Genomic DNA, 20,277 nt, shown 5'->3' on the forward strand with positions numbered 1-20,277 from the left:
GATGGATCGCGCGACGCGACGCGTCCACGAACCGCGCCGCAGCGCCGACGTGGTCGGCGAGCACTCGCAGTTCCGCCTCGACCTCGAGCGGATCCGGTTCTCGCCGTACTTCTCCCGGCTGTCGGCCGTGACGCAGGTCATCGCGCAGCCCGGGGCCGGGCCGCTCATCCACAACCGCCTGACCCACTCGATCAAGGTGACCGCGGTCGCGCGCGCGATCGCCGTCAAGCTGACGGATGCCGCGTCCCCCGCCCGATCGCTCGCCCTCGAGCACGGCTGCGACGCGGTCGTCGTGCAGGCGGCCGCGAGCGCCCACGACCTCGGACACCCGCCGTTCGGGCACCTCGGCGAGCGCGTGCTCGACCGGCTCGCGCGCGAGCGGCTGGGCCTCACCGACGGCTTCGAGGGCAACGCGCAGACGTACCGCATCCTCGCCTCGCTCGACGTGAGCGAGGCGGCGCCCCGCGGGCTCAACCTGACCGCCGCAGTCCGCACGGCGGTCGCGAAGTACCCGTGGACGCGCTACCTCGACGTGGAGGCCCTCGGCGACGGCCCCCTCCCCCGCGGCCTGCGTCGCACGCCCGACGGGGTCGACGTGCTGAAGTTCTCGACGTACGGCATCGACGCCGCCGACTTCCACGAGGCGCGCCGCGGCCACCCGCCGCTCACCCAGTCGCTCGAGTGCTCCGTCATGGACATCGCCGACGACATCGCGTACTCCATCCACGACGTCGACGACTTCTACCGCGCGGGCCTGCTCAGCCAGGGCGCGGTGGCGCGCGAGTTCCGCGGCTGGATGGACTTCACCGCCCAGCTCCGCGACCTCGAGGCCGACGCGCTCCGCGGGCGGACCGCCCCGCCCGGCAGCGCACTCGAGGCGCTGCGCCGCAAGATGCACGCGAGCGACCCGTGGATCGCGAACGACGTTGCGTTCCGCGAGGCGGTGTCCGTGGTGGCCGACGACCTCGTCGACGGCCTGCTCGCGATGCCGTTCGATGGCTCGATCGCCTCCGAACGGGCGCTGTCGTCGTTCGCGAACCGGTGGATCGACCACCTGCAGTCCTCGGTCGTGCCGTCGCCCGAGGGCGTCGTGCGGGCCGGTCCCGTGACGCTCGACGTGCGGGCGTGGCACGAGGTCGAGGTGCTGAAGTTCGTGCACCGTCACTTCATCCTCGACCGGTCCGACATCGTCATGTACCAGCGCGGGCTCAGCCGGGTGCTGACCCGCGCGGTCAACGGGCTCACCGCGTGGGTGCACGACGAGGACGACCGCGACCGCGTCCCGCAGCGACTGAAGGAGCTGGTCGAGATCGCCACCGACGGGTACGCGCAGCTGCGCGAGACGCGACCCGAGGGCGTGCCCGTCCCGGATGCCGCGGACGTGCCGGCGCTCGGGGTCGGCCGCGGCGTGATCGACTACGTCGCGTCGCTGTCCGACGACCAGGCGCTCGCGGTGTCGGAGGCGATCGACGGTCGCCCCGACCGGCTGTGGGACATCGGGCAGAACCTCTGAGGTCTCGGTACGGGCGCTCCGCGTCCTACTCGACCGGCGGACGCCGCAGGGCGCGGCGCGCCTCGGCGGTGATGCCCTCGGCGATCGCGTCGAGCAGGGGCGAGCCGAGGTTCCACTGCTGCCAGTACAGCGGGACGTCGATGGGCGGCCCGCCGAGGGCGACGAGACGACCGTCGGCGAGCTCGTCGTCGGACTGGAATCCGGGCAGCAGGCCCCACCCGAGTCCGAGCTTCACGGCCGTGGCGAAGTCGTTCGAGGCGGGCACGTAGTGCCGGGGCGGCTCCGCGGCATCCGTCCCCAGCAGCCGCAGGTACTCGCCCTGCAGGTCGTCGCGGCGATCGAAGTCGACCCGGGGCGCGTCGGCGAGCGCCGCGGCATCCGCCCCCTCGGGACACCATCGCGCGACCCAGCCGGGCGTCGCGACGGCGGTGTACCGCATGACCCCGAGCGGGCGGACGACGCAGCCCGCGACCGCCGCCGCTCGGGAGGTGACGGCACCCATGACGGTGCCCGACTCGAGGAGTTCGGCGGTGAAGTCCTGGTCGTCGCGGTGCAGGTCGAAGACGACGCGGTGGCGCTCGGCGATCCGCGCGAGCGCCGGCAGGAACCACGTGCCGAGCGAGTCCGCGTTGACCGCGAGGGGCACGGTGGTGGGGCGAGCGGATGCCGCGTCGTCGCCGCCGAACGCGGCGAGCGCGTCGTGCTCGAGCAGGGCGAGTTGGCGAGCCAGGCGGACGACCGCGGCACCCGCCTCGGTGGTGCGGACCGGCTTCGAGCGCACGACGAGCACTCGACCGAGTCGCTGCTCGAGCTGCTTGAGGCGCTGCGAGACGGCCGACGGCGTGATGCTGAGCTCGGCGGCCGCCGCCTCGAGCGTGCCGGCGTCGACCACGGCGGCGAGCGTGCGCGCCAGGTCGAGCGGGATCTGCATGAAGCAATGCTAATGCTCCTGAAGAATCCTGAGCTGGAGTTGATCCCGCGCGCTGCGTAGCCTGACGCCATGGACCTCAGCGTGCTCGTGGCCGGCCTCGGCCTCGGCTTCTCGCTCATCGTCGCGATCGGCGCGCAGAACGTGTTCGTGCTGCGGCAGGGCATCCGCCGCGAGCACGTCTTCGTCGTCGCCGCGATCTGCGCGATCTCCGACGCGGTGCTCATCGGCGCGGGCGTCGGCGGCATGGGCGCGGCGCTGCAGGCGATGCCGTGGCTGGTCGGCGTCGCGCGCTGGGCGGGCGCGGCGTTCCTCGTGGGATACGCGGTGCTCGCGGCACGGCGGGCCATCCGTGGGACGGAGGCGGGGCTCGTCGCGGAGGACGGAGCCGCTGGTCTCGATACGGGCGCTGACGCGTCCTACTCGACCACCGGGGCGGGCGCTGACGCGTCCTACTCGACCACCGGGGCGGGCGCCGGCGCATCCTCCTCGACCACCGGCGTGATCGCCCGGCCGACGGCGGTGCTCCCCGTCGTGCTCACGTGCCTCGCGCTGACCTGGCTGAACCCGCACGTCTACCTCGACACGGTCGTGCTGCTCGGCTCGGTGGGCGCCACGTACGGCGACCTCCGCTGGACCTTCGCCGTCGGCGCGATGCTCGCGAGCCTCGTCTGGTTCTTCTCGCTCGCGTACGGCGCCCGCCTGCTCGGCCGGGTGCTGGCGAGCCCGCATGCCTGGCGCATCCTCGACGGCATCATCGCCGTCGTGATGCTCGCCATCGCGGTCTCGCTCGTGCTGCCCACCTGAGTCGTGCTACCGTGTGCGTCATCGTGAGCACCAAGTCCTGTCGCTGCTGTCGCCGTTAGGCGATCGTCTCCCCGACGATCCCAGGGCGCGATTCCTCCGCGCCGCCGACCGCAGCCCCCGTGCTCACGCCGCATCCGACGCGTCCGCGTCAGCTCAGCGGCATCCGCTCTTCGAGGCACCGCCATCGAAACGGATGCCACGAGCCGACGTCGAAGGATGCCGGGGCCGCCTCGTCGTCGGCGCACCCATCCCCGGCACCCTCGAAAGGACCAGCACATGTCCGGCATCCCCGTCCTCGACCTCTCCCTCCTCAACGGCACCGCCGAGCAGCAGGCGCAGTTCCGCGACGAACTGCGCCGCGCGACCCACGAGGTGGGCTTCTTCTCGCTCGTCGGCCACGGCGTCCCCGCTGAGCTGATCGACCGCGCGTACGAGGTGGCGCACGCGTTCTTCGCGCTGCCCGAGTCGCACAAGCTCGCGATCGAGAACGTCACGAGCCCGCACTTCCGCGGCTACACGCGCATGGGCGGAGAGCGCACGCTCGGCCGCGTCGACATCCGCGAGCAGATCGACATCGGCGCCGAGCGCCCCGCCGTGCCCGCCGGACCCGACACCCCCGACTACTGGATCCTGCAGGGCCCGAACCTGTGGCCGGAGGCGCTGCCCGAGCTGCGCGAGGTCGCCGAGGAGTGGATCGCCCGGCTCGACGAGGTGAGCTCGCGCCTGCTGCGCGCCTGGGCGGAGGCACTCGGAGCGCCCGCCGACACGTTCGACGAGGCGTTCCGGAACCCGTCGCCGTACATGAAGATCGCCCGCTACCCCGGCGTCGAGGCCGAGCAGCCCGCGCAGGGCGTCGGCGCCCACAAGGACCTCGGGGTGCTCACGCTCCTCTCGGTCGAGGAGGGCAAGGCCGGGCTGCAGGTCGAGAAGGACGGCGAGTGGATCGACGTGACCCCGCCCGCCCACGCGTTCGTGGTGAACATCGGGGAGCTCCTCGAGATCGCCACCGGCGGGTACCTCAAGGCGACGCTGCACCGCGTGGTCTCCCCCGCGCCCGGGACGGAGCGGATCTCGATCCCCTACTTCCACGGACCGGCCCTCGACGCCACGATCCCGACCATCGAGCTCCCGCCGGCGCTCGCGGCCGAGGCGGCGGGGGTCACGCAGGACCCGGCGAACCCGCTCCACGCGGTCTTCGGCGAGAACTGGCTGAAGAGCCGGCTGCGCGCGCACCCGAACGTGGTCGAGGCGCAGCACCCGCACCTGCTGGTCGGGGCCTGATCCGATCGAGTGTCCACTCGATGCGGGTCGCGGAGCACCGGACCCGCACGATGTGGACACTCGATCGTCGGGCACGTCGGCATCCACCGGTCGGTGGAGGGCGGAATCGACCGGATCACGGCTACCGCGGCCCGGGGCGGGCGGGCAGGATCGGGAGCATGGACCAGATCGCGACATCGGACGCCCCCGCCGTACGGGTGCGCGGGCTCCGCAAGGACTACGGCGGCAAGGCCGCGGTCGACGGCATCGACCTCGACATCGGCCGGGGCGAGACGTTCGCCCTCCTGGGTCCGAACGGCGCCGGGAAGTCGACGACGATCGAGATCCTCGAGGGCTACCGGCTCCGCACCGCGGGCGAGGTGAGCGTGCTCGGCGCCGACCCCGCCCACGGCAGCCTCGACTGGAAGGCCCGCATCGGCATCGTGCTGCAGTCGGCCGCCGAACCCGGCCGGTACACCGTCCGCGAGCAGCTCGCCCACTTCGCCCGGTTCTACCCCGACCCTCGCGACGTCGACGAGGTCATCGCCGCCGTCGGGCTCGAGCCGCAGGCGCGCACGCGCGTCGCCAAGCTCTCCGGTGGTCAGCGTCGTCGGGTGGATGTCGCGCTCGGCATCATCGGCCGGCCGGAGCTGCTGTTCCTCGACGAGCCCACGACCGGGTTCGACCCGGAGGCGCGGCGCGAGTTCTGGACGCTCATCCGCGCCCTCAAGCAGGAGGGCACCACCATCCTGCTCACCACGCACTACCTCGACGAGGCCGCGCAGCTCGGCGACCGCGCCGGCGTGATCGTCGGCGGCCGGCTCGTCGAGGTCGCTCCGATCGGCGAGATCGGCGGCGCCGAGGCGCGGGTGCCGATCGTGCGCTGGCGCGACCGTGACGGGGTGCTCCGCGAGGAGCGCACCGAGCGGCCCGCCGAGCTCGTGGCCGCCGTCGCGCGCGACCTGGGCGGCGATCCCGACGGGCTCGAGGTGATCCGCCCGAGCCTCGAGGACATCTACCTGGGGATGGTGGGCGCGACGGGAAGCGTCGCCCCCGATGACGAGGAGGCGCTCGCATGAGCACCACGACCGATCGCGCCGACGGCACCGCCCGCGACATCCGCTCGACCGCCCCCGACGCCCGCCGTCGACGCGGCACCCGGCCCGGCCGGCTCGCCGTCGGCATCGGTCGCATCGGATACGAGGTGGTGGGCTACTTCCGAACCCCGGACGCGGTGTTCTTCACCTTCCTGTTCCCGTTCATCATGCTCGGCATCTTCACCGCCGCGTTCAGCTCCTCGGGCGACATCCAGCCCGGGCCGGGAGCCGAGGGCATCTCGGTCGGGGCGTACTACCTGCCGGGCCTGCTCGCGGCGGGCATGCTGCTCTCGGGCGTGCAGAACCTGGCGATCGACATCGCCATGGAGAAGTCGGACGGCACGCTGAAGCGCCTCGGCGGGACACCGCTCTCGCCGGTGTCGTACTTCCTCGGCAAGTTCGGCCAGGTGTTCGTGACCGGCCTGCTCCAGGCCGCCCTGCTGCTCCTCGCCGCGGCGACCCTGTTCGGGATCGCCCTGCCGACCGAGCCCGAGAAGTGGGCGACCTTCGCCTGGGTGTTCGTGCTCGGCGTCGCCACGTCGGCGCTGCTCGGCATCGCGCTCTCGTCGGTGCCGCGGTCCGGCAAGTCGGCGGCGGCGGTCGTCATCCCGATCCTGCTGGTGCTGCAGTTCATCTCGGGCGTCTACCTGCAGTTCTACGCGCTGCCGGAGTGGATGCAGAACCTCGCGAGCCTGTTCCCGCTGAAGTGGATGGCGCAGGGCATGCGCGCCGTGTTCCTCCCCGAGGACTTCGCGGTCCTCGAGCAGAACGAGTCGTGGGACCTCGGCTGGGTCGCGCTCGTGCTGCTCGCCTGGCTGATCGTCGGGCTGGTCGTCAGCCGCCTCACGTTCCGCTGGATCCGCCGGGACGCCTGACGGCCGCTGTGGGAGCCTGAGTCGATGCAGAACGTGCGGTGGTGGGATGCCGCGGCGGTGGCGGTCGCGGCCGTCATCGTCGCGATCAGCCTGCTCGACCCGCCGTACGGGACGGACGACGCGGCGACCTGGGCGGCGGCCGGGGCGTTCCTGCTCGTCCACCTCGCGTGGGGCCGCGGGTGCGTGCCGGTGGCGTCGAGCCGCCGTCACCTCGCGGTCGCGATCGCCTACGCGGTGATCCTCGCCGTCGGCACCACGATCGAGCCGTCGTTCGCGATCCTGCAGGCGTTCCTCTACCCGTTCGTCTGGTCGACCTCGCCGTCGACGCGCGCCGCGATCGTCGCGAACCTCCTCATCGCGGTCGCGATCGTCGCCGGCTACGCGATCCGGCACTGGCCCGCCGGGCTCGTGACGGGCACCGCGATCGCCGCGCTCTCGGTCGGGTTCAGCATCGCCCTCGGCCTCTGGATCACCCGGATCGCGATGTACGGCGAGGAACGCGCCCGGCTGCTCGACGAGCTGCAGGCGGCGCAGGGCCAGCTCGCCGCCGTCCATCGCGACGCGGGCGTCGCCGACGAGCGGGCCCGGGTCGCGCGCGAGATCCACGACACGATCGCGCAGAGCCTCACCGGTCTCGTGATGGTCGCGCAGCGTGCCGAGCGGCGGCTCGACGGCGTCGACGGCGCGGGCGCGGCATCCGCTCGCAGCGATCTCGAGCTCATGGAGCAGATGGCCCGGGAGGCCCTCACGGAGGCGCGAGGACTGGTCGCCTCGCTCGCGCCCGTCGATCCGGGCGCCGGACTCGCCGAGGCGCTGCGGCGGCTCGCGACGTCGTTCGAGCGCGAGACCGGGGTCCGGGTGACGGCGACGACGGATGCCGCGGACCTCGACCGCGAACTCGAGGTCGTGCTGCTGCGCTGCGCGCAGGAGGGACTCGCGAACGTGCGCAAGCACGCGCACGCGTCGGCGGCGGAGGTGCGCGTCGCGGTCGACGCCGGCGCCGTGACGCTGGAGGTGCAGGACGACGGAGTCGGTCCGGGCGACGTGGCGGCCGTCGACGGCGGCTTCGGGCTCGCCGGCATGCGCGACCGCGTCGCGCTCGTCGGCGGCCGCGTCGAGTTCGGTCGCGGCGCGTCCGGCGGCACCGTGCTGCGCGTGACCGTGCCGAGGGCGGATGCCGCGACCACCGCCCCCCACGATCCGACGGGAGTCACGTCATGACCGTGCGAGCACCCGGGGACGGCGCCGAGCCCATCCGCGTCGTCGTCGCCGACGACCACCCCATCGTCCGGTCGGGCATCGTCGCGCTGCTCGAGTCGGAGCCCGGCATCGAGGTGGTCGGCGAGGCCGCCGACGGCGCCGAGGCCGCGGCGCTCGCGGCCGAGTTGCGCCCCGACCTCGTCCTGATGGACCTGCGCATGCCCGTGCTCGACGGCGCGGCGGCGACCGAACGCATCCTCGCCGAGGCGGGCGCCGGCACGCGCGTGCTCGTCCTCACGACGTACGAGACCGACGACCACATCCTCGCCGCGATCGAGGCGGGCGCGAGCGGGTACCTGCTGAAGGCGGCGCCGCAGGAGGAGATCCTGGCCGGCATCCGCTCGGTCGCCGCGGGCGAGACGGTGCTCGCGCCGTCGATCGCGGCGAAGCTCGTGACGCGCGTCCGCGAGGGGGCGGCCGCCGCGGGCCGGGCGGCGCCGTCGCTGTCGCCTCGCGAGCTCGAGGTGCTGCGCCACGTCGCCGACGGGCGCTCCAACCCCGAGATCGCGCGCCTGCTGCACATCGGCGAGGCGACCGTGAAGACCCACCTGATCAACGTGTTCGCCAAGCTCGAGGTGAGCGACCGCACGCGTGCGGTCACGCGCGCGATGGAGCTCGGGCTGCTCTGACGACCCCGTGGGCCTACGCTGGCCTCGTGGGGGTCGTCACGGGGGTACGCGTCGCCGTCCGTCGCGCGCGCCTGCTGCCGCCCTGGGTGCAGCGAGCGGATGCCGCGGCCGCGCGTCGCGTGAACGGATGGCACTCGCACCCGCACGTCGACCGCTTCTGGTCCAGGCTCACGGGCTTCGCCGACAAGGGCGTGCTGTGGTTCACCATCGCGGGCGTGCTCGCCGTGGTCGGCCGCCGTCGCGCGGCGGCGCGCGGCATCCTCTCGCTCACCGCGGCGAGCGCCCTCACCAACCTCATCGCCAAGCGCATCTTCGGCGGCGACCGGCCCACGCTCGAGGACATCCCCATCGGACGCCGCCTCCCGGTGCAGCCGTCGAGCCGCACGTTCCCGTCGGGCCACTCCGCGAGCGCGGCCGCGTTCGCCACGGGCGTCGCCCTCGAGTCGCCGCGGATCGGGGCGGCGATCGCCCCCGTCGCGCTGGGCGTCGCGTACTCGCGGCTGCACGTCGGCGCGCACTGGCTCTCCGACGTCGTCGGCGGCATCACGATCGGCGCGGGCGTGGCGGCGGTCGGCGCCGCCGTCGTCCGCCCCCGGCCGGGCCCGCCACCCACCCCGCTCCCGGCGGGCGCCGACCGGGAACTGCTCGCGTCGCCCGAGGGCGAGGGCGTGTTCGTCGTCGCCAACCGCTCGTCGGGCACGAGCATCGTGCGCACCGACCCCCTCGACGTCGTCCGCGACCGGCTGCCCCTCGCCGAGGTGCGGATCCTCGACGACGACGAGGACCTCGGCGAGGTGGTGCGGGACGCGCTCGCACGACCGGCCCCGCCGCGCGTGCTCGGCATCTGCGGCGGCGACGGCTCGGTCGCCGCGGTCGCGCACGAGGCCCGGCGCGCGGGCGTTCCGCTCCTCGTCGTCCCCGGCGGGACCTTCAACCACTTCGCGCGCACGGCGGGCGTGCCCTCCGCCGAGGTGGCAGTCGAGGCGCTGCAGCGAGGCGAAGGGGTGCGAGCGGATGTCGCCGAGCTCGCGTTCGGCGACGCCGACCCGATCACGGTCATCAACGCGGCATCCGTCGGCATCTACCCCGACTTCGTGCAGGCGCGCGAGGTGCTGCAGCGGCGCCTCGGCAACAAGTGGCTCGCGGGTGTGGTCGCCGCCGAGCGCGTCCTGCGCCGCGCGCAGCCGACGACGGTCGTGGTCGACGGACGCCGCGCCCAGGTGTGGACGCTCTTCATCGGACTCGGGCGCAACGACCGCGACACCCCGGCTCCGCTGCAGCGGCAGTACCTCGACGACGGCCTGCTCGACGTGCGCATCCTGCACGCGGGCTCCCACGTGCGGGCGATCGCGTCGCTCGCGTTCGGGCGCCGGTCGGCGGGCCTGCTCCGGCGGCTCCGTCTGATCCCCGAGCGCGTCGAGGCGTACACCGACACCGAGGTCACCGTCGACGTGCGTCCGCGGGGCGGTCAGCCGCCCGGGTTCGCGCACGACGGCGAGCTCGCGGTCGGCGGGCCGGCCGCGGCATCCGCCGACCTCTCGGCCCCGGGCTACCGCACGACCGTGCGGCTCGTGCCCGGCGCGCTCGAGGTGTACCGGCCCGCCGTTCGCACCACCCCGATGGAAGGTCCACGATGAATCCGTACGAGCACCGGCCGTGGCTCGCGCACTACGCCCCGGGCGTGCCGCACGAGATCGACGAGCCGACGCAGACGCTCGTCGACCTGATCGACGACGCGGTCGCTCGGTTCGACCGTCGCACCGCGCTCGAGTTCTTCGGCGCCGAGACCAGCTACCGCGAGCTCGGCGAGCAGATCGCGCGGGCCGCGGAAGGGCTCCGGCGGCTCGGGGTGGGGCCGGGCGACCGGGTGGCCCTCGTGCTGCCGAACTGCCCGCAGCACGTCGTCGCGTTCTACGCCGTGCTCCGGCTCGGCGCCGTCGTCGTCGAACACAATCCGCTCTACACGGCACGCGAACTGCGCCACCAGTTCGAGGACCACGGCGCGGCCGTCGCGATCGTCTGGGACGCCACGGCCGACACCGTCGCCGACTTCCCGCGCGACATCCGGCCCGCGCACGTGATCTCGGTGGACCTCACGAGGGCGCTCCCGTTCGGCAAGCGGATGGCGCTCCGCCTGCCCCTGCGGAAGGCGCGCACGGCTCGCGCGGCGCTCACGACCAGGCCCACGGCGCGCGGCGTCGTCGCCTGGCATGACGTGCAGGACGCGCGTCCGCTCTCGAAGCGGCATCCGCGGCCCGTGCTCGGCGACACCGCGCTGCTGCAGTACACCAGCGGCACCACCGGCACGCCCAAGGGCGCCGTGCTCACCCACCGCAACCTGCGCGCCAACGCCATGCAGGGGCGCGCCTGGGTTCCGGGTCTCCGCGAGGGCGACGAGGTGTTCTACGGGGTGCTGCCGCTGTTCCACGCCTACGGCATGACGCTGTGCCTGACGTTCGCGATGAGCATCGGCGCGAGGCTCGTCCTCTTCCCCAAGTTCGACGTCGACCTGGTGTTCGCCGCGGCGAGGCAGTCCCCGCCGACCTTCCTGCCGGCGGTCCCGCCGATCTACGACGCGCTGGCCCGAGCCGCCGAGGCTCGCGGCAGCACCGCCCCGCTGCGCGGCATCCGCTACGCGATCTCGGGGGCCATGGCGTTGCCGACCGCCTCGGTCGACCGCTGGGAGGGCGTGACCGGCGGCCTCCTCGTCGAGGGATACGGCATGACCGAGTCCTCGCCGGTGGCCATCGGGAACCCGATGGGTCCCACCCGTCGGCCGGGCACGGTGGGCGTGCCGTTCCCCAGCACGGAGATCCGGGTGGTCGATCCCGAGCGCCCGACCGAGGACGTGCCGTCGGGTGAGGAGGGCGAGCTGCTGCTCCGCGGTCCGCAGGTGTTCGAGGGCTACTGGCGGCGGCCGTCCGAGACGGCCGAGACGCTGCTGCCGGGCGGATGGCTGCGCACGGGCGACATCGTGCGGGTGTCCGACGACGGGTTCGTCACGATCGTGGACCGGCGCAAGGAGCTCATCATCACGGGCGGCTTCAACGTGGCGCCGTCGGAGGTCGAGGGCGTCCTGCTCGCGCACCCCGACGTGCGCGGTGCGGCCGTCGTCGGACTGCCGCGCGACGCGGGCGGCGAGGAGGTCGCCGCCGTGGTCGAGTTGCGCGACGGCGCCGCGTTCGACGCCGGCGCGATGCGCGACTTCTGCCGCGAGAGCCTCACCCCGTACAAGGTGCCGCGCAGCATCGTCGCGGTCGACGAGCTGCCGCGCTCGCTCATCGGCAAGGTGCTGCGGCGGAAGGTGCGGGAGCGGCTCCTCGCCGAGCGCGACGCCGGCTGACGCCGTGTCGCGAGTCGGAGCCCGCGGCTAGAGCTCGAGGCCGACCAGCACCGGCTCGGGGTGCAGCGTGATGCCGAACTCGGCCTGCACGCGTCCCTGCACGAACCGGGCGAGCTGCGCGATCTCCTCGGCCGAGGCGCCGCCCCGGTTGGTGAGCGCGAGTGTGTGCTTCGTCGAGATGCCCGCGCGCGACCCGGGCAGGGCGAAGCCGCGACGGATGCCGCTGTGCTCGATCAACCACGCGGCCGAGAGCTTCACGAGCGGCTCGTCGGGTGCGGCATCCGCCCGCTGTTCGGCCTGCTCGACCTCGGCCTGGTGGGCGAGGAACGCGTCGAGCGGGGACCGGGCCTCGAGCTCGGCGAGCGGGGTGACCTCGTCGGGTTCGTCGGGTTCGAGGTACCAGCGCGGCGCGTCGCCGGGCAGGGTGCGGGCGACGTGCTCGGAGACGATCGGGTTGGTGAAGAACGACCCGGCGCTCACCGAGTCGCGGTCGTCGGGGTCGAGGACCATGCCCTTGGCCGAGCGGAGCGCGAGCACGGCCTCGCGCACCCGCGCGACCGGCACCCGATCGCCGAGCTGCACGCCGAGGGCCTGCGCCAGCTGCGCGTAGGCGACCGGCCGGCCCACGGGCTCGCCGAGCACCTCGCGCTCGGCGGTCGTGTCGTGGAGGGCGAACTCGACCGACACCACGACGCCGCGAAGCCCCTGCTTCAGCACCGACGTGCGGTACCCGAGCTCGAGCTCGTCGGCGGACATGAAGCGCGGCTCGTCGGCGCCCTCGTCGAGGAACTCGATGCCGATGAGCGCGTCGGAGACCTCCTGCCCGTACGCGCCGATGTTCTGCACGGGCGACGCGCCCACCGAGCCGGGGATGCCCGACAGCGCCTCGAGGCCCGAGTACCCGCGGGTGACGGTGAACGCGACGAGCTCATCCCAGTTCTCGCCGGCCTGCACGCGCAGGCGCACGGTGCCCTCGTCGTCGCCGGGGTGCACCTCGATGCCGCGCGTCGCGATGCGCACGACCGTGCCGGGGAAGCCGTCGTCGCCGACGAGCACGTTCGATCCGCCGCCCAGCACCATCCACGGCCCGCCCGACGCCTCGGCCTCGCGCACGTGCGCGACGAGCTCGTCGGGGGTCGTCGCCGTCACGAGGCGGCCGATCGGCCCGCCCACGCGCAGGGTCGTGAGGTCGGCGAAGCGGATGCCGGGCTCCTCCGTGGTCGCGGCGTCGGTCATGTCAGGCGAGCACCACCCGCACCTGGGCCTTGCCGAGCACCGTGGCGCCCTCGAAGGTCACGGTGAGGTCGATGCGCGCAGCGCGGGCCTCGGCGTCGAGCTGGCCCACCTTGGCGGTGACGCTCACGTCGGCGCCCGCCTCGGGGGCGACGACCACCGGACGCGTGAAGCGCACCTGGTAGTCGGCGACGCGGCCGGGGTCGCCGGCCCAGTCGACGACCGGCTGCACGGCGAGCCCCATGGTGAGCATGCCGTGGGCGAGCACGCCGGGCAGCCCGACGGCGGCGGCCACGTCGTCGCGGTAGTGGATCGGGTTGAAGTCGCCCGAGGCGCCCGCGTAGCGGACGAGCGAGTCGCGCGTGAGGTGGACGTCGCGTTCGGCGACCACGTCGCCGACGGCGAGCGCGTCGAAGTCGGGGGTGGTGGGGGCGGCGGCCATCAGTCGTCTCCTCGCACGACGAGGGTGGAGATCGCGGTGACGACGTGCGCGCCCGCGGCATCCGTGATGACCGACTCGGCGGTCACCATCGAGTGGGCGCCGAGCGTCTTCACGCCCGACACGGTGAGCGTCGCGGTCAGCTCGTCGCCCGCGACGATCGGACGCGACGACGTGAACCGCTGGTCGCCGTGGACGACCCGGGAGAAGTCGATGCCGGCGTCGGGCTCGGCGAGCAGTTGCGCGAGCGTGTGCTCCTGCACGACCACCGCGAACGTGGGCGGCGCGACGACGTCGTCGTACCCGGCGGCGCGGGCGGCGTCGACGTCGAGGTTGACGGGGTTCGTCGCGAACACGGCGCGCGCGAACTCGCGCACCTTCTCGCGGCCGACGAGGTACGGCGCGGTGGGCGCGAACACGCGCCCCTGCAGCTCGGGGTTCACAGGCACCGTGACAGTCTACGCAGGGGCGCCTGCGGCGGGTCGATCCGGCATCCGTCGCCGGCCCGCCCGTGCCGGTGGGTCAGCGCTTGCCGCCGCCGAGGAGTCCGCCGAGGAGGTCGCCCAGCCCGCCGAGCATGCCGCCGGCCCCGCCGCCGGCACCCGCACCGCCGCCGCCACCGCCGCCGCCGCCACCGAGCAGGCCGCCCAGCAGGTCGCCGATGCCGCCGCCACCGCCCGTGGGCGCGGCATCCGCCTGCCCGGGGTTCTGCTGGCGCTTGGCGAACTGGCTCGCGAGGAAGCTGAGCACGATCGGCGCGAGGATCGGCAGCAGCTTCTGGATCAGGCCCTGGTCGGTGCTGCCCGATGCGCCGAGCTTCTGCACCACCTGGTCGGTGTTCCGGCCGAAGACGTTGTGGACGATCTTGTCGCCGTCCTGCTCGTCGACCTCGTCGAGGTCCACGCCGCCCTCGAACAGCGTCGCCGGGTGCTGCTGCACCGCGCGCTCGAGCGACGCGGCCCCCGCGGGGTCCTGCGCGTTCGCGCCCATGCCGCCGAGCAGCGCCGGGAGCGCCTCGTCGACCGCGCGACGCGTCGTCGCCTCGTCGACGCCGAGGCGTCGCGACAGGTCGGAGATCGGGATGTTGGCGATGATGTCGTCGTACGCGGCCATCTGGATGGTCTCCCTCCGCGCCCGCCGTCGGGCGTCCTGGTTCACGCTAACCGCAGCGTCCTGCGCCGCGGTAGGCCCCGTTGCTGCGAGTCAGCCGAGGAACATCGCCCAGAGCAGCGCGAGGTAGATCAGCACGAAGATCGTCGGCGTGACCCACTTCACGACCTGCATCCAGAGGGCGGATGCCGCGATCCGCCGCCCGAGGGGCGTCGCCGCCGGGAGCGCCCGGAGGTCGTCGATCACCGCGAGCCCCTCGTTCGCCGCGCTGACCTGCGCGACGGCCCCGAGGATCCCCGAGGCGAGCAGGATCCCGGCCGCGGCGAGCCGCACCGGCAGCTCGGCGTCGGCGAGCCCGATGAGCAGGAACCACGTCGTGAGCGTGAGCAGGAAGGTCGGCCCGAGCTGCGAGACGATGACGTGCCAGCGGCTCGCCCGCCACGCCGCGATGAGATCGTGCTCCGACATGCGCCCTCCCGGTGATCGGCCTGCCGTCACGGTACCGCCGGGATCCATCCGGGCCGGTGCGTCGTCGCCGGGAATCAGCCGTGAACGAGGACCGCCCCTGCGGCCCGGACCGCGCCGGATCGGAGGTGGGAGGGCCGTCCATAATTGCGCGTTGACTTATATAAGGCGTTGGTGAATTATGGTGTCATGCACGCGCTCGACCTCCTCGGTGATCCGGTCCGACGCCGGATCGTGGAGCTGCTCGCCGATGGCGAACTGGCCGCGGGAGAGGTCGGGCGCGTCGTGCAGCGCGAGTTCGGCATCAGCCAACCCGCCGTGTCGCAGCACCTCCGGGTGCTGCGCGAAGCCGGCCTCGCCACGGTGCGGGCCGAGGGCACCCGACGCCTCTACGCGCTCGACCCCGAGCCGATGCGCGAGGCGGCCGAGTGGTTCACGCCGTTCGAGCGTTTCTGGGGTCCGCGCCTGGACGCACTGGGCACCGAACTGGCCCGGTCGGCGCGGGCGCGCCGGCTCGCGGCATCCGCTTCAGCGACGACGCAGACGAAGGAGACCTGACATGGACATCGACGCCCAGATCGCCGCGGTCGACCGCGGCCTCACCGACGGCACGCGCGACGGCGCCGTGACGCGCGTGCAGACGCTCGCGCAGACCTACCCGGCTCCGATCGACGACGTGTGGGACGCGCTCACGTCGGTCGAGCGGATCCCGCGCTGGTTCCTGCCGGTCACGGGCGACCTGCGCCTCGGCGGCCGCTACCAGGTCGAGGGCAACGCGGGCGGCACCGTCCAGACGTGCGACGCCCCGAACTCGTACGGCGTCACGTGGGAGTTCGGCGGGGGCGTCACCTGGCTCACGGTGCGGCTCAGCGCCGTCGACGAGACGCACACCCGCGTCGAGCTCGAGCACGTCGCGCTCGCCGACGACCTCGGTGCCGAGATGTGGGAGCAGTTCGGGCCGTCGGCGACCGGAATCGGATGGGACGGGGCGCTGCTCGGACTCAGCCAGCACCTCACGACCGGCGAGATCCGCCCCGACAACTCCGCCGAGTGGCTGCAGTCCGACGAGGGCCGGCGGTTCCAGCGCCTGAGCGCCGACCGATGGGCCGCAGCCCACGAGGCGAGCGGGGCGGATGCCGCGACCGCCCGCCGGGCGGCCGACACCACGTACGCCGCCTACACCGGCACATCCGCGCCCGCCGCGGACTGACGCCCCGCCGCGCGCCCTCAGCCCGCCGCGCCCATCAGCCCGCCCGCCCATCCCCGCCGAGGGGACGGAACACGCCGTCGGGCCAGCCGCCCGGACGGCGTGTTGCGTCCCCTCGCGCATGAAGGATGCGGCGCCGGCACCGGCGGGAACGCGGAACCGCCCCGCCGGGTGTCGCCGGCGGGGCGGTTCGGTTCGCGCGGGTCCCGCGCGGTGAGGCGACGCGGGACCCGGCGCGGCTCAGTCGGCCGAGGCGCGCGAGAGCACCTCGCCGCGGAAGAACGCGGGACGCTTGATCGCCTGCCAGATCATGATGACCACGCCCGTGAGCAGCACCACCATGCCGAGGATGAACACGAGGCCGACGCCGCCGATCGCCGAGCCCGAGCCGTAGTCGGGGTCCATGCTGTCGATCAGCGTCGTGAAGAACAGCACCGACAGGATGACGCCGCCGACGAGCGGGAACAGGAGCGTGAAGAAGAACTCGCGCACCGAGCGGAACCACGTCCTGCGGAAGAACCAGACCGCCGCGAACGCCGTGATGCCGTAGTAGAAGCAGATCATCATGCCGAGCGCGGTGATCGTGTCCCACAGCACGTTCTCGCTCACGAACCGCATGACCGCGTAGAAGACGGATGCCACGACGGCCGACACGATCGTCGCGTACCCGGGCGTAAAGAACCGCGGGCTCACCTGCGCGAACTTCTTCGGGAGCGCGCCGTAGTGGCCCATCGCGAGGAGCGTGCGGGCCGGCGACACGAACGTCGACTGCAGGCTCGACGCGGAGCTCGTGAGCACCGCGAGCGAGACGAGGATCGCGAGCGGGCCGAGCACGGGCCCGGCGAGCGCGAAGAACACGTTGTCCTGGATGTCGGGGTTGCCGAGGCCGTACTCGCCGTCGCCGACGCCGGCGAACGAGATGAGCGAGACGGAGATCAGCAGGTAGAGCGAGACGATGATGAGCACCGACAGGGTCGCCGCACGGCCCGGGGTCCGCTCCGAGCCCTTCGTCTCCTCGTTCATGGTGAGGGTGACGTCCCAGCCCCAGAAGATGAAGATCGACAGGGACAGGCCGGCCGCCAGGGCGCTGAAGTCGCTCACCGCGAACGGGTTGAACCAGCTGAGCTCGATGGGCGTCGCGTCGAACGCGTTGCCGTTCGCGACCTCGACGAGCGCCGCGCCCGAGAAGATGACGAGCACGAGCACCTGGAACCCGACCAGCCAGTACTGCAGCTTCTGGGTGGTCTGCATGTCGCGGTACGAGATCGTCGTCGCGCCGAGCATGAACAGCAGGCACACGACCACGTTCACGAACGGGTTCGCGGCGATGCCGGCGATCTCCGGATTCCCGACGACCTGGGAGATCGCGAGGAACAGGAAGTCGACCGCGATGCCGGCGAGGTTCGACAGCACGAGGATGGTCGCGGCCACGAGGCCCCAGCCGGCCATCCAGCCGATCCACGGACCGAACGCTCGCGTCGCCCACGTGAACGACGTGCCCGAGTCGGGCATGCGGCGGTTCAGCTCGCGGTAGCCGAACGCGACGAGCAGCATCGGGATGAACCCGAGCAGGATGATCGCGGGGACCTGCGTGCCCACCTCGGACACCGTCGGGCCGAGCGCCGCGGTCAGCGTGTACGCCGGGGCGATGCACGAGATGCCGATGACGATCGCGCCGATGAGACCGACCGAGCCGGCCGACAGGCCCTTCTTGCTGATGCCGTGATCGGATGAGTCGACCGCACGGGTCGCCTCGGTCAGCGGGGGCTGGGAGGGGTTGGTTTGCGTCATTGCACGGTCTTTCAGGAGGAGCGGGTGGTGCGCGGCACCACGATCATGGGCACCGGGAGCTCGCGCAGCATCTTCGCCGCGGTCGAGCCCAGGAACAGGTGGCGCGGTGCCGCGAGGCGGCTCGAGCCGACGAGCACGAGCTCGCCCGAGTGCCAGTCGAGCGCGCGGACGGCGTCCTCGATCGACGCGCCCGTCGCGGTCTCGACGGTCGCCTCGATGCCGTCGGGCAGTGCCTGGCGGGCCTCGTCGAGGACCTCCTCGGCGTGCACCGTGCTCGTCAGCGCGACGAGCTCCGGGTCGAGGCCGTGGGGCAGGTCGATCGGCACGAGCGAGAGCAGTCGCAGCGGCGCCTTCGTCGCCCGGGCGAGCACGATCGCCGACTCGAGCAGCGCGTCGGCGCCGGGGCGGGTGCCCACGCACGCCGTCACGCGCGTCACGCCCTGCGACGCGGGGACCTCGCGCGATCCGGCGGGCGCGATCACGACCGGCACGTCCGAGGAGTGCAGCAGCTCGTTCGCGACCGAGCCGATGCGCGAGCGTCCGAGCAATCCGCCGCCGGCGGCGCCGACCACGATGAGCGAGGCACCGAACTCGTGGGCGGCCGCGACGAGGCCCTCGGCGTACGACTCGGCGTAGCGCAGGTGCAGCTTCGACGCGACATCCGCCCCCAGGTGCTTCGACGCCTCGGCGAGCCACTCGCGCGACTGCTCGCGCAGGTACCGCTCGTAGCCGGCGTCGGCGGGCACCAGCGCGTTGCGCGCCTCGGACGGGAGGATCATCACGACCTCGAGCAGCGCCTCGGCCGCGGAGGCGACGCGGTTGGCGAGCGCCAGGGCGTCGGCGCCGGCCTCGTTGGCGGTGTACCCGACGACGATGGTCACGTCGGTCATGCGAGCTCCTCCAGGATCTGGGCGGCGACGAGGCGCCCCATGCGGATGGCGCCGTCGACGTGCTGGTAGCCCTTGCCGGCCATGTCCGAGCACGCGAAGCGGATCGGTCCGACCGGCGTGCGCAGGTCGGCGCCGTAGCGGGCGAGGCCGCCCATGTCGAAGCTCGCCGCGTACGCACCGCGGGTCCACTCCTCCGAGCCCCAGTCGGACTCGTAGTAGACCACCGGATGCTTCGCCTGCTCGCCGTAGTAGTGCGACATCGACTCGAGGATGCGCGCCTTGCGCTCCTCGGCGCTGAGCTCGAAGACGCCGTCGGCGGCCTCGTCGGCGACGAAGCCGACGAGCGTGCCGCGCGGGTCGTCGTGGTTGGAGTTGTCGTACGCCTCGTGCACGAGCTCCCACGGGCTGAACGCGGTGCCCGACAGGCCCTGCTCGCGCCAGAACGGCGTCTCGTAGACGGCGTGCACCTTGATGACGAAGCCCATCGACAGGTGCTGGTGCAGCTGGTGCTGGCGGCGCGGCAGCGGCGGCTCGTACGAGATGCGGTTCACGAGGATCGGCGGCACGGCGAGCACGACCTCGCGCGCGTGCACCTCGAGGTCGTCGGTCACGGCCACGACCGCGGCCTGCCCGGGTGCGGCATCCGACTGCCAGCGGATGGTGCGCACGGGCTGGCTCAGCCGGACCCGGTCGCCGAGGCGCTCGGCGAGGCCGATCGGCACGAGCTGCAGGCCGCCGACGACGCGGCGGTCGAGGATGAAGTCGGCGTCGACGAGGTTCGAGAACGAACCGGCGGATGCCGCCATGAGCAGGGCCTGCAGCGCCGAGAACGCGTGCGCGGGCTTGGTGAGCATGGCGCCGGCGATGAACATGCCGATGTTCTCGCGGGCCTCCTCGTCGTCGGTCTGCGTCTCAAGCCAGCGGGCGAACGAGATCTCGTCGAGCTCCTTGGCACGCGGGTGGGCCCACGGCTGCTCGGGGTCGATCTCGGCGACGAGGGCGTCGAGCTTCTCGATGAGCGTCAGGATCTGCTGCTCGGTCGCCGGGGGCACCGGGAAGATGTCGCCCTCGAACTTCTTCACCTCGCCGTCGGGTCCGATGTAGACGTTGACGCCCTCCCGGTAGCGGGGGTACGTCCCGAGGCCGAGCTCGTCGAGCGTCTCGATGAGCGCGTCCTGGTCGGGCGAGACCCACTGGCCGCCGACCTCGAGCATGGCGCCGTCGATGACGTCGGTGTGCAGGCGGCCGCCGACGCGGTCGCGCGCCTCGAGCACGACGACGTCGCGCCCGGCCTTGACGAGCTCGGTCGCGGCGGTGAGGCCGGCCGCGCCAGCGCCGACGATGACGACGTCGGTGTCGATGCGTTGCATGGTGTTCCTTCTGTGTGCGGGGTCCGCCCCTGCTGTTCTCAGGAGTTCTCGGGTGTGTCG

20 protein-coding genes are annotated in these 20,277 nt (G+C 73.1%); 11 read left to right on the forward strand and 9 right to left on the reverse strand.

Annotated features, from left to right (window positions below; all coding sequences use genetic code 11):
* The first annotated feature begins 1 nt into the window (after position 1).
* Entirely contained in the window at positions 2-1,513 is a 1,512-nt protein-coding gene (dgt, locus tag AVP42_RS15855; RefSeq protein WP_067950763.1) for a dGTP triphosphohydrolase, read from the forward strand.
* Positions 1,514-1,538: 25 nt separating this feature from the next.
* Here the strand turns inward: dgt and AVP42_RS15860 are convergent, their stop codons facing one another.
* Complete coding sequence (locus AVP42_RS15860; protein ID WP_067950765.1) at positions 1,539-2,444, reverse strand: LysR family transcriptional regulator ArgP; 906 nt, start codon at positions 2,442-2,444, stop codon at positions 1,539-1,541.
* A gap of 69 nt (positions 2,445-2,513) precedes the next feature.
* Here AVP42_RS15860 and AVP42_RS15865 point away from each other — a divergent pair, with 69 nt between their 5' ends.
* The 8 genes from AVP42_RS15865 to AVP42_RS15900 all read left to right on the forward strand — a co-directional run bounded on the left by AVP42_RS15865 (position 2,514) and on the right by AVP42_RS15900 (position 11,712).
* A complete protein-coding gene (locus tag AVP42_RS15865; RefSeq protein ID WP_067950766.1) occupies positions 2,514-3,248 on the forward strand; it encodes a LysE/ArgO family amino acid transporter in 735 nt (244 codons plus the stop codon).
* Between the two features lie 276 nt (positions 3,249-3,524).
* A complete protein-coding gene (locus AVP42_RS15870) occupies positions 3,525-4,529 on the forward strand; it encodes an isopenicillin N synthase family oxygenase (RefSeq protein WP_067950768.1) in 1,005 nt (334 codons plus the stop codon).
* A 158-nt stretch (positions 4,530-4,687) separates the two neighbouring features.
* Complete coding sequence (locus AVP42_RS15875; protein WP_067950770.1) at positions 4,688-5,587, forward strand: ABC transporter ATP-binding protein; 900 nt, start codon at positions 4,688-4,690, stop codon at positions 5,585-5,587.
* Positions 5,584-6,480, forward strand: coding sequence for an ABC transporter permease (locus tag AVP42_RS15880; RefSeq protein ID WP_082847351.1), 897 nt, complete (start codon positions 5,584-5,586; stop codon positions 6,478-6,480). The genes AVP42_RS15875 and AVP42_RS15880 overlap by 4 nt, the downstream gene beginning before the upstream one ends.
* Before the next feature lie 24 nt (positions 6,481-6,504).
* Positions 6,505-7,701, forward strand: a complete 1,197-nt coding sequence (locus AVP42_RS15885) for a sensor histidine kinase (RefSeq protein WP_067950772.1) — start codon at positions 6,505-6,507, stop codon at positions 7,699-7,701.
* On the forward strand, positions 7,698-8,369 hold the full coding sequence (locus tag AVP42_RS15890; RefSeq protein ID WP_067950774.1) for a response regulator transcription factor: 672 nt from the start codon (positions 7,698-7,700) through the stop codon (positions 8,367-8,369). The genes AVP42_RS15885 and AVP42_RS15890 overlap by 4 nt, the downstream gene beginning before the upstream one ends.
* Before the next feature lie 26 nt (positions 8,370-8,395).
* Entirely contained in the window at positions 8,396-10,006 is a 1,611-nt protein-coding gene (locus tag AVP42_RS15895; protein ID WP_067950777.1) for a phosphatase PAP2 family protein, read from the forward strand.
* Positions 10,003-11,712, forward strand: a complete 1,710-nt coding sequence (locus tag AVP42_RS15900) for a long-chain-fatty-acid--CoA ligase (RefSeq protein ID WP_067950779.1) — start codon at positions 10,003-10,005, stop codon at positions 11,710-11,712. The genes AVP42_RS15895 and AVP42_RS15900 overlap by 4 nt, the downstream gene beginning before the upstream one ends.
* A 27-nt stretch (positions 11,713-11,739) precedes the next feature.
* Here AVP42_RS15900 and AVP42_RS15905 read toward each other — a convergent pair whose 3' ends face one another.
* The 5 genes from AVP42_RS15905 to AVP42_RS15925 form a co-directional block, all read right to left on the reverse strand.
* Positions 11,740-12,948 (reverse strand): UDP-N-acetylmuramate dehydrogenase, encoded by a 1,209-nt coding sequence (locus AVP42_RS15905; protein ID WP_067950781.1) that lies wholly within the window; start codon positions 12,946-12,948, stop codon positions 11,740-11,742.
* Between the two features lies 1 nt (position 12,949).
* Complete coding sequence (locus tag AVP42_RS15910; RefSeq protein WP_067950782.1) at positions 12,950-13,387, reverse strand: MaoC family dehydratase; 438 nt, start codon at positions 13,385-13,387, stop codon at positions 12,950-12,952.
* Entirely contained in the window at positions 13,387-13,833 is a 447-nt protein-coding gene (locus AVP42_RS15915) for a MaoC family dehydratase N-terminal domain-containing protein (RefSeq protein WP_082847352.1), read from the reverse strand. Before AVP42_RS15915 ends, AVP42_RS15910 begins: the two co-directional genes overlap by 1 nt.
* A gap of 73 nt (positions 13,834-13,906) precedes the next feature.
* Entirely contained in the window at positions 13,907-14,542 is a 636-nt protein-coding gene (locus AVP42_RS15920) for a DUF937 domain-containing protein (protein WP_231878673.1), read from the reverse strand.
* A 45-nt stretch (positions 14,543-14,587) separates the two neighbouring features.
* Positions 14,588-14,962 (reverse strand): hypothetical protein, encoded by a 375-nt coding sequence (locus AVP42_RS15925; protein ID WP_067950789.1) that lies wholly within the window; start codon positions 14,960-14,962, stop codon positions 14,588-14,590.
* Positions 14,963-15,148: 186 nt separating this feature from the next.
* Here AVP42_RS15925 and AVP42_RS15930 point away from each other — a divergent pair, with 186 nt between their 5' ends.
* Together AVP42_RS15930 and AVP42_RS15935 are read left to right on the forward strand one after the other, a co-directional pair.
* Entirely contained in the window at positions 15,149-15,517 is a 369-nt protein-coding gene (locus AVP42_RS15930) for a helix-turn-helix transcriptional regulator (RefSeq protein ID WP_067950791.1), read from the forward strand.
* Position 15,518: 1 nt separating this feature from the next.
* Complete coding sequence (locus AVP42_RS15935; protein WP_067950793.1) at positions 15,519-16,169, forward strand: SRPBCC family protein; 651 nt, start codon at positions 15,519-15,521, stop codon at positions 16,167-16,169.
* Between the two features lie 237 nt (positions 16,170-16,406).
* Here AVP42_RS15935 and AVP42_RS15940 read toward each other — a convergent pair whose 3' ends face one another.
* From AVP42_RS15940 to AVP42_RS15950, 3 genes are read right to left on the reverse strand one after another with little or no spacing between them, the layout of a single operon-like run.
* The gene (locus tag AVP42_RS15940; protein WP_067950795.1) at positions 16,407-17,957 is read right to left on the reverse strand and encodes an APC family permease; all 1,551 of its coding nucleotides are present in this window, start codon (positions 17,955-17,957) and stop codon (positions 16,407-16,409) included.
* Between the two features lie 11 nt (positions 17,958-17,968).
* Positions 17,969-18,847 carry a universal stress protein gene (locus AVP42_RS15945; RefSeq protein WP_067950797.1) on the reverse strand — a complete coding sequence of 293 codons (879 nt, stop codon included), beginning with the start codon at positions 18,845-18,847 and terminating at the stop codon, positions 17,969-17,971.
* Entirely contained in the window at positions 18,844-20,217 is a 1,374-nt protein-coding gene (locus tag AVP42_RS15950; RefSeq protein WP_067950799.1) for an NAD(P)/FAD-dependent oxidoreductase, read from the reverse strand. The genes AVP42_RS15945 and AVP42_RS15950 overlap by 4 nt, the downstream gene beginning before the upstream one ends.
* Between the last annotated feature and the right edge of the window lie 60 nt (positions 20,218-20,277).

It is taken from the genome of Agromyces sp. NDB4Y10, from assembly GCF_001620055.1.
In the GTDB taxonomy this organism is placed as follows: domain Bacteria; phylum Actinomycetota; class Actinomycetes; order Actinomycetales; family Microbacteriaceae; genus Agromyces; species Agromyces indicus.

Excerpts from the sequence above, each read along its gene's own strand:
- dgt (WP_067950763.1), top strand. The coding sequence starts at position 2 with ATGGATCGCGCGACGCGACGCGTCCACGAACCGCGCCGCAGCGCCGAC.
- AVP42_RS15860 (WP_067950765.1), bottom strand. The coding sequence starts at position 2,444 with ATGCAGATCCCGCTCGACCTGGCGCGCACGCTCGCCGCCGTGGTCGAC.
- AVP42_RS15865 (WP_067950766.1), top strand. The coding sequence starts at position 2,514 with ATGGACCTCAGCGTGCTCGTGGCCGGCCTCGGCCTCGGCTTCTCGCTC.
- AVP42_RS15870 (WP_067950768.1), top strand. The coding sequence starts at position 3,525 with ATGTCCGGCATCCCCGTCCTCGACCTCTCCCTCCTCAACGGCACCGCC.
- AVP42_RS15875 (WP_067950770.1), top strand. The coding sequence starts at position 4,688 with ATGGACCAGATCGCGACATCGGACGCCCCCGCCGTACGGGTGCGCGGG.
- AVP42_RS15880 (WP_082847351.1), top strand. The coding sequence starts at position 5,584 with ATGAGCACCACGACCGATCGCGCCGACGGCACCGCCCGCGACATCCGC.
- AVP42_RS15885 (WP_067950772.1), top strand. The coding sequence starts at position 6,505 with ATGCAGAACGTGCGGTGGTGGGATGCCGCGGCGGTGGCGGTCGCGGCC.
- AVP42_RS15890 (WP_067950774.1), top strand. The coding sequence starts at position 7,698 with ATGACCGTGCGAGCACCCGGGGACGGCGCCGAGCCCATCCGCGTCGTC.
- AVP42_RS15900 (WP_067950779.1), top strand. The coding sequence starts at position 10,003 with ATGAATCCGTACGAGCACCGGCCGTGGCTCGCGCACTACGCCCCGGGC.
- AVP42_RS15905 (WP_067950781.1), bottom strand. The coding sequence starts at position 12,948 with ATGACCGACGCCGCGACCACGGAGGAGCCCGGCATCCGCTTCGCCGAC.
- AVP42_RS15910 (WP_067950782.1), bottom strand. The coding sequence starts at position 13,387 with ATGGCCGCCGCCCCCACCACCCCCGACTTCGACGCGCTCGCCGTCGGC.
- AVP42_RS15925 (WP_067950789.1), bottom strand. The coding sequence starts at position 14,962 with ATGTCGGAGCACGATCTCATCGCGGCGTGGCGGGCGAGCCGCTGGCAC.
- AVP42_RS15930 (WP_067950791.1), top strand. The coding sequence starts at position 15,149 with ATGCACGCGCTCGACCTCCTCGGTGATCCGGTCCGACGCCGGATCGTG.
- AVP42_RS15935 (WP_067950793.1), top strand. The coding sequence starts at position 15,519 with ATGGACATCGACGCCCAGATCGCCGCGGTCGACCGCGGCCTCACCGAC.
- AVP42_RS15940 (WP_067950795.1), bottom strand. The coding sequence starts at position 17,957 with ATGACGCAAACCAACCCCTCCCAGCCCCCGCTGACCGAGGCGACCCGT.
- AVP42_RS15945 (WP_067950797.1), bottom strand. The coding sequence starts at position 18,847 with ATGACCGACGTGACCATCGTCGTCGGGTACACCGCCAACGAGGCCGGC.
- AVP42_RS15950 (WP_067950799.1), bottom strand. The coding sequence starts at position 20,217 with ATGCAACGCATCGACACCGACGTCGTCATCGTCGGCGCTGGCGCGGCC.